Below are 13,162 nucleotides of genomic sequence, written 5' to 3'. Positions count from 1 at the left end.
TAAGGACTTATTTTAAAATTTCAAGTAGCTAAACGATATATTTATATTTTAAACTGCTATAAAACGATATATCTTAAGGCTATATGTTGTTATTATTTTGGACAATTTTTAAAGAGAATTTATCTGTAGGATGTTTTATTTCTTAATAGATGTTATTGCTATTTGTTTTTCTGTAATTCCTTTTTTATTTGGTAGAAGTATCAATAAAAGTTTTCTAGGATTTTGTTCCTCAATTTTATCTTTGATATTCTGTATTTTAAATTTTGACTTTGTTTTTTTGGCTATTTTACTAAGTGTTGTGTCGCTAATTTATATGTCACGCAAAAATAATTTAGAGAATTATCAAGAGCTTCTAAGAAAAGCTCGTCATTAAAATAGCTTTTAAAGAATTACTTAAAGTATTATTATTTTAATTTTATGATTTTGGTTTGATTTTATGTTCAAGAGTATTATTTTAGCATCTTTTATTTTTATTGTGTTTAGTTATAGTGCTTTTGCAGATAGGTCTCTGAATATAGTTATTTTTGGTGATAGTCTAAGCGATACTGGCTATGCAAATAACTTTCATAATATTGATAGTGATTGGCCAACCATACCAACAAATTCAAAAATGCTTAAGCAAGCGACATACTCTAGTCCAGATATCCATTATACAGTGTGGCCTCAATACTTAAGTGAGAGTAATAAAGATATATCAATACCAAATAATATATTTACTTTACCTCAAAATATAAATAGGGCAGTAAAACCAAGTTTAAAAGGTAATGATTATGCTGCAGGTGGGGCGACAACTATTTGTAAAGGTATTGGTAAAAAAGGTGATTATATACCGCCACCTATAGGACCTTTAAGAGATGGTCTGAACTGTAGTGATAGCGATAATACAATTGAAAAATATAATCAGATTGATAGTTATCTGAAGCAACATGATAACAAAGCAGATTCTAACACTATCTATATTATTTGGGGTGGTGCTAACAATGCTTTCTTACAGCTTCAAGATTTTGCAAATAATCAATCAACATTAGCAAAATTATATTTACTCATAAAATATTACATTACAGGAGATGTCTCACTAACTAAAGAATTAAAAGGTATGGATAGTGCTGCAAAGGATATTGCATATGATGTGTATTATCTAATTAAGTATGGAGCAGAACCAGAAAACATATATGTTATCAATTTACCGGATTTAGGGATAACTCCGATGGCGACTAATAATGGCAAAGATTTACATAGTTTTAAAATAGCACTATTTAACTCTTTATCAACAGCTTTTAATAATGAACTTAAAAGTGGTATTTTACCGTTAGGTGTAAATATTATTGATTCTCAGAAGTTTTTTAGCACTATCATTAGGAATAAAAAAGTAAAAGTAAGTGGGGTAGAGTATAAGTTTTCGGATGTGAGGCACTCTGCCTGTGATTTTAGTGGACCGAATGCTTTAACGTGTATTCCTAAAGACTACAATAGTGGTAAATATGATAAGTATCTTTTTGCTGGTCAAATACATCCTACTAGTTATGCCCATAAAGTTTTGGCTAAATATATTGCAAGCAAGTTAAACATAACTAATTTTTAGTTAAATATTCCTTGTTGCTGGTTGTGAATACCCTTAAAATAACTACTTCTAAATACTTTGAGATATTTTATATATGACAATACTAGAAAACACCTTGACAGGATGGAGCAAAAAAGAAGTTGCTTGGTTAGTTTGTTGTATTATATTGACAGTAGTTGTCGCTTTTCTAAGTGGTAGTAGCTCTTTTATCTTAATATTCTCCATTATCAGTATTACTAATTTGATCTTGGCAGCTAAAGGGAAAGTTTTTAATTATATTTTAGGCCTTATTGCTGCTGTGATGTATGCGGCTATTTCATATCAGAATCAGATATGGGGTCAGTTACTTTTAGCAATATTATTTTTGTGTCCAGTGCAGTTTTATGGTTGGTATAATTGGACTAGACCTAAAAATACAACTAAAGAAAAACAAATTAAAATCAAAACACTAACGAAAGTTCAGTTTATAAGTATTTTAGTATTTATAGCTGTAGTATCGACTCTATATGGCTATTTTGTTTTACATCTATATTTTGGTCAAAATGTTGGATTAGTTGCAGATGCTATAGTTGAGGTTACTTCAATAGTTGCTTTTATACTTACAGTTTTACTTTATAAAGAGTTTTGGATACTATGGTTAACAGTTGATGTCTTGACTATATCTATATGGGTTGATGGGATATTAGATTCAGTAATTACAATAGCAATTATTCCTGTTATTATTACCAAGCTTGTAGCTCTTATAAATGCTGTTTATGGGTATATTAGTTGGCGAAAAATTTACAATACTCAGAAAAAGATAAGGGGCTGTCCTAGATAAGTTTACTTTAAACTCTCTCTAACCCAGTGTTTAATTAGCTTTAGCTGTTCCTTAGAATCACTGTGATTAAATCTCCACTCACATTCCTTCAAAAACAAGTAAAAATGGTCTCTAGGAATACCATTAAATTTTCTCAAATGTCTCTTAGCTTGATTCCAGAAGTTTTCTATACCGTTTATATGATTATGCTTCTTTGCAAACAGCTTACTATGGTTAATTCTATAATGTTTAAACTCTGAAACATCTAAGGCATTATAACTCCTAAAAGTATCAGTGTAAACGATACAATCAGGTTTAACTTTTTCTCTAATTATTGGTAATAGAGTATCACTCTTAGCATTTGGAATGATTACTGTATATACCTTACCATTACGTTTAAGTAAGCCAAATACAGGAACTTTACCACCAGCTCCTCTACCTCGTTTCCCTTTACGAGTTCCTCCAAAATAGCTTTCATCTACTTCAATCTCTCCTGTAAACATTTCTAAATGCTCACTATTTTCATAAATTAATAATCTTAATCTATGAAAATAATAGCTGGCTGTGGTTTTATTTACTGATACTAATTCTGATGCAGTTCGTGCTGTACTTCCTGCTATAAATAACTCTATTAATTTGTCTTGCTTGTATGTACTTAATCTACTTTTCCTCATCAAAACCATCCTAACATAACTTAGTTATCTAGGACAGCCCCAAAGATAATCAAGATTTAATCTTTTAGCTTAAGGATAGTTAGGTTGTTATCTTTAGAACCAAAGATATAAACATAATCATCTTTTACACTTAGAGTGTATGATTTCTTTATATTAGGGATATTTCTTATTACAGCAACTTGTTTTAACTTATGCGGGTTAGATATGTCGACTATGCTAAAAGCTCCTGTGTCTTCTTGTTCTAGAGGAAGAAATGCATAATTGTTTTCTATTCTAACACGATTAGCTTTCGCTGATTGTTGAGTGCATGTATGACTTAGCTCTTTAATATTAGCAGGATCTTTTATATTAAAGCTTGCTAGTCCACCACATTTACCTCCCCAAAGAGCCATGTATAAAACATCAGAATTCTTAGCTGTGCTAGGACACATTTGTAAATAATAAGGTTCTATAATGGTTTTTGTATGTTTAATATCTTTAGGGTTTGTGATATCAAGAACTTCAACCGAGTTACTGAAAAAACCACCAACTATAGCATATACGTGATCATTATATTTTTTAATATATATACCTTCTATACCTTTGACAGTTTTTATAGAGTTTATTAATTTTGGATTATTGTTTGTTATTTCTATTATTACTAGCTTATTAGTAAGCGCTGATGATGCAGCAACATATATCTTTTTATTCTGCTCATAGATCTTATCATGGAGTAAAGAAAACTCCCCATTAAAGCCAGGCACTTTATAGCTTTTTATAAGTTTAATATTTTTAGGATTTGAAACATTTAATAAATATAAAAAACCATTTCTACCTGCAACTACTAGAGTATCGTTGATGAGATCTTGACCTTCAACATCACTTATTACTTTTTGTTTAGGTTGCCAATGGTCTAAAATCTTAGGTTCAGAAGGCGTGCTAATATCAAGTGATGTAACACCACCACCACGCATTGTTAGGAACATCGTATTAGGGTATTTTTTATATATTCTAGAGATAGCTACATAATTAAAGTTTTTGTCATCATGGATAGTTTTAATTACTTTATAATTAACTTTATGAAGGCTTTGAGCATTTAGATTACTATATATAAATATACAAAATGCGAAGGTTAGAAGTGTAAATTTTCTCATGTTTATTTTATAGTTTTTGCTTTCATACCCTTAACAAAGAAGCTAAGTTCTTTAAGCATTTCATTTTTATCTGATAGATTGTTTTGAATTATTTTAACTGTTGCTGAGCCTGAGATTGCTCCAGAAGCACCAGCTTTGATTGCTTTTGCTACTTGCTCAGGAGTCGAGATTCCAAAACCGAGTATTGGTTCGGGAGCATTGAATTCTCTGAGTTTTTCTAGTACTTTTTCAACAGGCATATTTGCTGCAGTTTCAGCTCCAGTAACACCAACTCTTGAAAGCAGGTAAGTATAGCCACTGCCAAGTTTAGATATTTGTCTTAATAGGTTTTCATCAGCATCTGGAGGAGCAATAAATATTTGTGATATACCAACCTTCTCAGCGATATCACGAAACTCTTTAGATTCATGAGCAGGTACATCAGCTATAAGTATAGAGTCGACACCAGCATTTAGACATTTTTTATAGAAATTCTCTATACCATTTGCATAAACAAGATTTGCATATAAAAGTAATCCTATTGGGATATCTGGATATTTACTTCTAATCTTAGCTAAAATTTCAAAACAATCATCAGGAGTAATACCACTATTTAGTGCTCTAATATTTGCTTCTTGTATTGTTGGACCATCTGCTAAAGGGTCAGAAAATGGTATTCCTAACTCTAGAGCATCAGCACCTGATTGTACTAAAGTATCTATGATTTCAAAGGATAGCTCTTTATTTGGATCCCCAACAGTTACAAATGGAATAAAAGCCCCTTCGTTTTTTGATTTTAATTTTTCAAATAAATTCGAATATCTACTCATTATTGCACCTCTCCCTTTTGTTTTAAAATATCATGAACAGTAAAGATATCTTTATCTCCACGTCCAGAGAGATTTACAACGAGTATTTGTTCTTTATCAGAATTCTCAAAAGCAAGTTTTAGTGCATATGCAAGAGCATGAGAGGACTCTAATGCTGGGATAATTCCCTCTTTGCGACATAGAAGTTTAAATGCATCTAAAGCCTCATCATCTGTAGCTGAGACATATTCTGCTCGTCCGATTGATTGTAAATATGCGTGCTGAGGTCCAACAGAGGGAAAATCTAGTCCTGCAGATATTGAATAAGACTCTTCTATTTGACCATTACTATCCTGCATTAACGGAGCTTTCATGCCAAAGAAGATACCTGTTTTACCATGCTTTAATGGGGCTCCATGTTGTCCAGAGTCTATACCCTTACCAGCTGGCTCTACACCAATTAGTTGTACATTACTTTCGTCAATAAAATCAGCAAACATGCCAATAGCATTTGAGCCACCACCTACACAGGCTATTACTGCATCAGGAAGCTTACCTTCTTTAGCTAATATTTGCTGTTTAGTTTCTTCACCAATTACTCTTTGGAATTCTCTAACGATCGTAGGAAAAGGGTGAGGTCCTGCAGCAGTACCAAGTAAATAGTGTGCACGACTATAGCTTTCTGACCAGTCTCTTAGAGCTTCATTACAAGCATCTTTAAGTGTTGCAGAGCCACTGTGAACAGGTATTACTTCAGCGCCCATTAGCCTCATTCTGAAGACATTTGGGCTTTGGCGTTCAACATCTTTTGCACCCATGTAAACTTTGCATTTTAGATCTAGTAGAGCGCATGCTAATGCAGTAGCTACTCCATGTTGACCAGCACCAGTCTCAGCAATAATCTCTTTCTTGCCCATTCTCTTTGCAAGGAGAGCCTGACCTAGAACCTGATTGGTTTTATGTGCTCCACCATGAAGTAAGTCTTCTCTTTTAAGGTATAATTTAGTTTTAGTGCCTTTAACTAAGTTTTTTGTAAGAGTTAGGGCTGTTGGACGGCCTGCGTACTCCTGTAAAAGCTCTTTAAATTCTTTTTTAAAGCTCTCATCATTTTGTGCTTTTATAAATTCTTGTTCAAGCTGTTCAAGAGCTGGCACGAGTAATTGAGGTACAAATTGACCACCAAACTCACCAAAATAAGCATTTAATTTTGACATTATCAAATATAACTAACTAATTTCATTAGTTATATTATCTCTAATATTTTGCTCAAAGGCTATAGTAGATAGTGGGGTAAGATTAAATATTATTTAAGTTTGTAGATATCAGAGAATTTATTCTCAAGATAGTCAATATAGTATTTTGCATTTAGGTATTCTCCACACATATTATGTATGACACTATTTGCTGGTTTTAGGCTACCAAATTTATGAATGTTTTCATTGAGGAATCTAAGAATAATATCTAATTTATTTTGCTGTATTGCTTGGTTAACATCAAACTCTTTATTCATATAATGGAATATTTGAGAAGCATAGGCACTACCTAATGCATAAGTAGGGAAGTAACCAAATAATCCAGCTGCCCAATGAACATCTTGTAAAATACCATTAGTATAATCATCTGAGTGAATACCTAGGTATTTTTGATATTTATCATTCCAGAGCTTTGGTAGATCTTTAATCTGAATATTCTTCCCAAATATTTCTTTCTCTATCTCAAAGCGTACAAGTATATGTAAGGAGTAAGTTAGCTCATCTGCTTCTACACGAATTAGACTTGGGCAGACCTTGTTTATTGCTTTGTAAAAACTATCGATATCGACTTTACTGAGGTTTTCAGGGAATGTTTGTTGAAGATCTTGATAATTGGCTTTCCAAAATGATTTGTTCTTACCAACTAGATTTTCATAGAAGCGTGATTGTGACTCATGCACACCAAGGCTTACTCCTGTGCCAAGGATACTATCATAAATGTCATCACCAATATTTTGCTCATACATTGCATGACCTGTTTCATGGATCGTACTAAATAAAGATGATGTGAAAAGATCTTCTATATAGCGGGTTGTCATTCTAACGTCATGCTTGTTGAAATTTAGTGTAAATGGATGAGCACTTTCTTTTAAAATACCACTCTCAAAGTTAAAACCTAGTTGTTTTGCAATTTTATGAGAATATTTTTTCTGTTTATCAATATCATAATTTTGATCAATACATATTGTATCTACTTGTTTAGCAGATTTGATCCTCTCTAATAAAGGAACTATCTTCTCTTTAAGGCTATTAAAAAATGGCTCTAATTTAGCAACTGTCATTCCTTCTTCATACTCATCTAATAGTACATCGTAAGGATGTTCTGAATATCCTATGCGTTGAATATATTTTTTCTGATAGTTTACTATTTTTTCTAGAAATGGAGCAAAGATTTCGAAGTTGTTAGTTGCACGGGCTTCTACCCAAATATTTTGTGCTTGTGATAAGATCTTGTTATATTCAACGTATTCATCTTTAGGTATTTTACTAAGTTTATCTTTTTCTTTAGTTGTTAGATATACTATTCTTTTACTAGTTTCATTAAGTTCCGAGTAGTTTTTATTTAGAAAATCTAAGCAATTATTTATTTCATCATTATTGATGGTTTCATAGACTTTTTCACTGAAAAAACCAAGAACTTCTGAGGTTGTTTTTACTGAGTTTTTTGGGGCTTCTGTTTCTAAGTCCCAATGCATTAGAGATATCGCGTGATTATATTTCTTCTTTTGTGATAGTTTGTTCTGAAGTATCTGAAGTTGTTTTTTGATTTCGCTCATTCTTTAACTTTTCCTGCTGCTTTCTTTCATTTGAAATAGTTCGTCTTAATAGCGTATCATATATTGGTTTTTGATGGTGGATATATGTCAGCATAGAAGCACTAAGGCAAGTTATCATAAGAGGTAATAGTAGTTGGTAGTTCCAAGTCATCTCAATCACCAAAGTGATTCCAGTCAAAGGTGCTCCAACAGTAGCTGTAAATAGTGCACTCATACCTGCAACAGCGAAAACACCTGCTTCAACATTATAGTATGGGAAGAGTTGGTTAACTGCAAGGCCGTATGCAAGACCAAAAATAGTACCTAAAGCAATCATCGGAGCAAATATACCACCAGTTACACCTGTTCCATAAGAGAAAATCACACCTGCAAAACGTAGAGCAAACATAACAAGTAGCATTTTTATGGAAAGGTTATAATCAAGGGCGTTTGCAATAACAACATATCCACCACCAACTGCATTAGGGGCAAGAACAACACCAGTACCAAAGATTATACAAACAGCTATAACTAGACACCAGTATCTTCTTTTTGATCCATTGGAAAAAAAGTTTGCCACTTTGATTAGAGACTTATTAAAGAATAATCCAAAGTATCCAAATACGATACCTAAAACAACAAAAAGCCAAAGAGTGTTTTGTGGTACAGAGCTAAAAGTTTCAACTCGGATAGCAGGTGGGTTACCCATTATAGCTCTTGAGATAACTGTACTCATAATACATGCTACGATAACACACTTAATAGCAGAGACACTAAATCTAAACTTTCTATTCATTTCTTCTATCACAAAAACTATTCCTGAAAGAGGGGTGTTAAATGCTGCAGCTAGACCAGCACCAGCACCAGCAGATATTACAGCATTTGCATATTTTTTAGTTAGTTTAAACTTATCAACAAAAATCTGAGCAATTGCAGCAGCCATATGAATTGAAGGACCTTCTTTTCCTAAACTTAGACCTGAGCCTAAAGAGAAAAGACCACTAACAAATTTCACAGGGACAACACGCTTTCGTAGTTTTCTACAGCCCTTGAGAGTTCCTTCAACCTCTTGTATACCACTTCCGCCAGCTTCTTTAGCAAACTTTTTGACAATAAGGATAGATATTATTGTCATAACAATTGTAATAGCTATAGATATTAATATTTGTAATACGATATTGTGACTACCACAAAGAGAAAAGAGTATTTTCTTATATTTAAATATAAGATCTAGTAGTAGTTGGAAAGAAGTTGCTATTAGCCCAATAAAGATTCCAATAAGAGCACCGCATAATACTAGTACCCAGATATGCCTGTTGTTGGTATAATATCTATCTAATACTTTGTTACTCATTGGGATATTAAATTTGGCTTGACTATTGCGACAAATTATACATCTTTAAAACTAATTAGAAAGAGGATCTTTAGTAAAAAGTAAAACTAATGCATATTAGTTCAGATTTTTAGTTATTTCATTTACTAGATTTGCAGACTTTTTTTCATCCCCCAACGCACCGTATCTAATTTTTATTTCAGTTGTGCGATTTTTGATACTCGTTAAATCTATAGAGATATTGCTACCTGTTTTAAAGTCGAAAGCTTCAACCTTGGCAGATTTGTCTGCATATGAGTTTTTCTTAAGAGAATACTTACTATTGCTTTGTATTGCTTTAATTGTCGCATTATATACTGTCCTTAGGTCTCTAGGTATCTCAACTATATAGTTTCCATTCATATAGTAGACTGTTCCACCAGCAACAACTGCGGTACCAATTAGTATAGCTGTAAGAACACAGCTGTTAAGACAAAGAATAACAAAAATAGATAATATTAGTAAGCGAAGCTTTTTATACATAAGCTAGTTTAAGATTTTTGATGTACGTTGGCTTGGATTTGATCCATTAAACTAGATGACATTTGTTGATCACCAAAAGTACCAAATTTTATAGTAACTTTTGACGCATTATTTGTGAGTTTCTCTATTTCTATAGAGAAGCTTGTACTATCTATCTTTGTAGCACCTTCAATATCGGCATTATTATTTACATTATCTATAGTTTTAGAAACTAAAACAAAATCATTATTTTCATTGACTGCTTTAAGAGCCGCTGTATAAACATCCTTATAGTTTCCTTGGATGTTCATAGAGTAGTTCCCATCAATATATGCAACTGTTCCACCACCAACAGCTACAGCAGCAAGGATACAGCTATTCAAAGCTATTAGAGAGCAAGAAATTAATGATACAAAAAAAAGTTTTTTTAGGAAATTCATTTTTTATCCTCTATCTTATTTTGCATTCTTTTGGATTTGATCCATTAATGTTGCTGATGCTGTCTTATCTCCAAAAGTACCAAACTTAATGCTAACTTTTGATGCATTGCTAGTAAGTTTCTCAATTTCTATAGAGAAGTCTGTAGAATCAACTTTTGTGTTACCCTCTATTGTTGCTTGTGTAGGCGTTATATCCTTCTTAGTAATAACATAGTCGTTATTGTTTTGCACAGCCTCTAGTGCGGCATTATAGATATCTTTTATATTACCATCCATGTTCATTGAGTATTTACCTTGAACATAAGCAATAGTTCCAGCACCAGCTGCAGCCCCGACAATAAGCCAACAACTATTTAGTGAAAGTGCTGATACTGCTAATAATGCAGCTGTTAATGTTTTTTTCATTTTCATGGTTTAAACCTCTTATAAGTTTTTAATAATTTCATAAATCATAATATACAGGGTTTAAAAATTAGTCAATTACTTAGTGGTATCTCTATAAGCATATATATGCATCGGATTACTAATATATAATATTTCAGTATGGAAGTTTAAATAAATAGTAAAAACTTCCATTAAACAAGTATTATAACCGATGAGTTTTTAATACAACTGCAGGAAAACCAAACAAATATTTCAATAAGTACTATAAATTAAGTTGAGTAGTTATTTCTTTTGTTCAATAATTTAGCTAACAGATAGTCAAACGAGGGTTTGTTATGCCTTTATACCCAGATATTGAACCGTACAATGAAGAGTTCTTAAAAGTTTCAGAAATTCATACTATATATTTTGAAGAATGTGGTAACCCTACAGGTAAGCCTGTTGTATTTATACATGGAGGTCCTGGAGGAGGTATTAGTCCTGGTGCTAGACAATATTTTAACCCAGAGAAATATCGCATTATATTAGTTGATCAAAGAGGGTGTGGTAAAAGTACACCATTTGCAGAGCTTAGAGAAAATACTACCTCAGACTTAATTAATGATTTTGAGACTATCCGAAAAAAAATAAAAATAGACAAATGGATGATTTTTGGAGGCTCTTGGGGTAGTACACTAGGTCTAGCATATGCACAAGCTTATCCAGAAGTTGTTACAGAATTAGTGCTTAGAGGAATATTCTTAGGTAGACGTAAAGAAATTGCATGGTTATACCAGCATGGAGCAAGTGAAGTATTTCCAGATATGTGGGAGCATTATATAGCTCCAATACCTCAGGAGTTAAGAGGTGACTTTTTGGCTGCATACCATAAATTACTAACTGGCGATAATGAAGAGCTTAAGAAAAAAGCAGCTAAAGCTTGGAGTATTTGGGAGGGTTCAACAAGTAAGCTTTATATTGATGATGAATCAATTGAGAGATTTGCAGGAGAAGATTTTAGTTTAGCATTTGCACGAATAGAAAATCATTTCTTTATAAACCAGTTGTTTTTAGAGGAAGCACAGCTGCTTAAAAATGCTCATAAGATAAGAAATATTCCAGGTGTTATTGTACAAGGTCGTTACGATATGGTTTGTCCTACAGCTAGTGCTTGGGATTTACATAAGGTTTGGCCAGAAGCGGAATTAGAAATCATTCGTGATGCTGGACACTCTGCAACTGAACCTGGGATTATTGATGCTTTAGTAAGAGCAACAGATAATTTTGCAAATAATATTTAATATTTCATCTTTTATAGTAGATCATTCTATTTTTCACTTTTATATTTAATACTTTTTATTAAATAGCTTTATATAGTTTATAAATAATTTCATTTAATAGTTTTTTTGTATTTATTATTATTTTGCATATTTGCTGCAAAAAGGGGGTATTTTTGGTGATTAAGTACTTGATAGGGGTGTTTTTAGGGTGTTTTTTTTGAGTATTTTGAGTGTAATAAATAAAAAGTTTAAAAAGTTTAATTTTTTTCAAAAAAGTACTTGCGTTTTTGTTAGAGGATGCGTATTATATGTCTTCACCGGCTGACGAGTGATGTCAACGGTAGGAAGCTAAGGCTTTTGAGATATTTAATAGATATATTATATACAAACACTTTGTTAAAGAATTTGAGTATCAGTAGTTAGAGTCAGAATTTGAGAATTAAACTGAAGAGTTTGATCCTGGCTCAGATTGAACGCTGGTGGCATGCTTAACACATGCAAGTCGAACGGTAACAGGAGAAGCTTGCTTCTTGCTGACGAGTGGCGGACGGGTGAGTAACGCGTAGGAATCTGCCCATCTGTGGGGGATACCAGTTGGAAACGACTGTTAATACCGCATAATATCTGCGGATTAAAGGTGGCCTTTGTGCTGCCGCAGATGGATGAGCCTGCGTTAGATTAGCTTGTTGGTGGGGTAAGGGCCTACCAAGGCTACGATCTATAGCTGATTTGAGAGGATGATCAGCCACATTGGGACTGAGACACGGCCCAAACTCCTACGGGAGGCAGCAGTGGGGAATATTGGACAATGGGGGAAACCCTGATCCAGCAATGCCATGTGTGTGAAGAAGGCTCTAGGGTTGTAAAGCACTTTAGTTGGGGAGGAAAGCTTATAGGTTAATAGCTTATGAGAAGGACGTTACCCAAAGAATAAGGACCGGCTAACTCCGTGCCAGCAGCCGCGGTAATACGGGGGGTCCGAGCGTTAATCGGAATTACTGGGCGTAAAGGGTCTGTAGGTGGTTTGTTAAGTCAGATGTGAAAGCCCAGGGCTCAACCTTGGAACTGCATTTGATACTGGCAAACTAGAGTATGGTAGAGGAATGGGGAATTTCTGGTGTAGCGGTGAAATGCGTAGAGATCAGAAGGAACACCAATGGCGAAGGCAACATTCTGGACCAATACTGACACTGAGGGACGAAAGCGTGGGGATCAAACAGGATTAGATACCCTGGTAGTCCACGCTGTAAACGATGAGTACTAGCTGTTGGATTCGGTGTAAAGGATCTAGTGGCGCAGCTAACGCGTTAAGTACTCCGCCTGGGGACTACGGCCGCAAGGCTAAAACTCAAAGGAATTGACGGGGACCCGCACAAGCGGTGGAGCATGTGGTTTAATTCGATGCAACGCGAAGAACCTTACCTGGTCTTGACATCCTGCGAACTTTCTAGAGATAGATTGGTGCCTTCGGGAACGCAGTGACAGGTGCTGCACGGCTGTCG

General features: G+C 33.8%; 13 protein-coding genes and 1 rRNA gene (1 of these 14 only partly in view). 5 read left to right on the top strand and 9 right to left on the bottom strand.

The window, feature by feature from the left end; translation table 11 throughout:
• The first annotated feature begins 130 nt into the window (after window positions 1–130).
• The 3 genes from FIP56_RS09965 (at window position 131) to pnuC (ending at window position 2,381) form a co-directional block, all read left to right on the top strand.
• Window positions 131–373, top strand: coding sequence for a hypothetical protein (locus FIP56_RS09965; protein WP_192578750.1), 243 nt, complete (start codon window positions 131–133; stop codon window positions 371–373).
• Window positions 374–436: 63 nt separating this feature from the next.
• A complete protein-coding gene (locus tag FIP56_RS09960) occupies window positions 437–1,582 on the top strand; it encodes an SGNH/GDSL hydrolase family protein (RefSeq protein WP_192578749.1) in 1,146 nt (381 codons plus the stop codon).
• 73 nt (window positions 1,583–1,655) lie between these two features.
• Window positions 1,656–2,381: a nicotinamide riboside transporter PnuC gene (pnuC, locus tag FIP56_RS09955; RefSeq protein ID WP_192578748.1), complete on the top strand. Its 726-nt coding sequence runs from the start codon at window positions 1,656–1,658 to the stop codon at window positions 2,379–2,381.
• A 2-nt stretch (window positions 2,382–2,383) separates the two neighbouring features.
• On the opposite strand, the gene FIP56_RS09950 is transcribed toward pnuC, so the two are convergent.
• The 9 genes from FIP56_RS09950 to FIP56_RS09910 all read right to left on the bottom strand — a co-directional run bounded on the left by FIP56_RS09950 (window position 2,384) and on the right by FIP56_RS09910 (window position 10,428).
• Window positions 2,384–3,034 carry an IS1595 family transposase gene (locus tag FIP56_RS09950; RefSeq protein WP_192576968.1) on the bottom strand — a complete coding sequence of 217 codons (651 nt, stop codon included), beginning with the start codon at window positions 3,032–3,034 and terminating at the stop codon, window positions 2,384–2,386.
• 56 nt (window positions 3,035–3,090) lie between these two features.
• Window positions 3,091–4,167, bottom strand: a complete 1,077-nt coding sequence (locus FIP56_RS09945) for a hypothetical protein (RefSeq protein ID WP_192578747.1) — start codon at window positions 4,165–4,167, stop codon at window positions 3,091–3,093.
• Window positions 4,168–4,169: 2 nt separating this feature from the next.
• Complete coding sequence (gene trpA / locus FIP56_RS09940; protein WP_209451880.1) at window positions 4,170–4,979, bottom strand: tryptophan synthase subunit alpha; 810 nt, start codon at window positions 4,977–4,979, stop codon at window positions 4,170–4,172.
• Window positions 4,976–6,169: a tryptophan synthase subunit beta gene (gene trpB, locus FIP56_RS09935; RefSeq protein ID WP_192578745.1), complete on the bottom strand. Its 1,194-nt coding sequence runs from the start codon at window positions 6,167–6,169 to the stop codon at window positions 4,976–4,978. The genes trpA and trpB overlap by 4 nt, the downstream gene beginning before the upstream one ends.
• A gap of 89 nt (window positions 6,170–6,258) precedes the next feature.
• Entirely contained in the window at window positions 6,259–7,764 is a 1,506-nt protein-coding gene (locus tag FIP56_RS09930) for a carboxypeptidase M32 (protein WP_192578744.1), read from the bottom strand.
• A complete protein-coding gene (clcA, locus tag FIP56_RS09925; protein WP_192578743.1) occupies window positions 7,700–9,097 on the bottom strand; it encodes a H(+)/Cl(-) exchange transporter ClcA in 1,398 nt (465 codons plus the stop codon). Before clcA ends, FIP56_RS09930 begins: the two co-directional genes overlap by 65 nt.
• A 96-nt stretch (window positions 9,098–9,193) precedes the next feature.
• Entirely contained in the window at window positions 9,194–9,598 is a 405-nt protein-coding gene (locus tag FIP56_RS09920; RefSeq protein ID WP_192578742.1) for a DUF3568 family protein, read from the bottom strand.
• 8 nt (window positions 9,599–9,606) lie between these two features.
• Window positions 9,607–10,017: a DUF3568 domain-containing protein gene (locus FIP56_RS09915; protein WP_192578741.1), complete on the bottom strand. Its 411-nt coding sequence runs from the start codon at window positions 10,015–10,017 to the stop codon at window positions 9,607–9,609.
• Between the two features lie 15 nt (window positions 10,018–10,032).
• Window positions 10,033–10,428 carry a DUF3568 domain-containing protein gene (locus tag FIP56_RS09910; RefSeq protein WP_192578740.1) on the bottom strand — a complete coding sequence of 132 codons (396 nt, stop codon included), beginning with the start codon at window positions 10,426–10,428 and terminating at the stop codon, window positions 10,033–10,035.
• Window positions 10,429–10,736: 308 nt separating this feature from the next.
• Here FIP56_RS09910 and pip point away from each other — a divergent pair, with 308 nt between their 5' ends.
• Window positions 10,737–11,681 (top strand): prolyl aminopeptidase, encoded by a 945-nt coding sequence (gene pip, locus FIP56_RS09905; protein WP_192578739.1) that lies wholly within the window; start codon window positions 10,737–10,739, stop codon window positions 11,679–11,681.
• 420 nt (window positions 11,682–12,101) lie between these two features.
• Window positions 12,102–13,162, top strand: a 16S ribosomal RNA gene (locus tag FIP56_RS09900) (it continues 473 nt past the right edge of the window).

It is taken from the genome of Francisella sp. LA112445, from assembly GCF_012224145.1.
Lineage (GTDB): Bacteria > Pseudomonadota > Gammaproteobacteria > Francisellales > Francisellaceae > Francisella.
The sequence above is the reverse complement of the archived record's forward strand: the minus strand, read 5'-3'. Positions and strand labels throughout refer to the sequence as shown.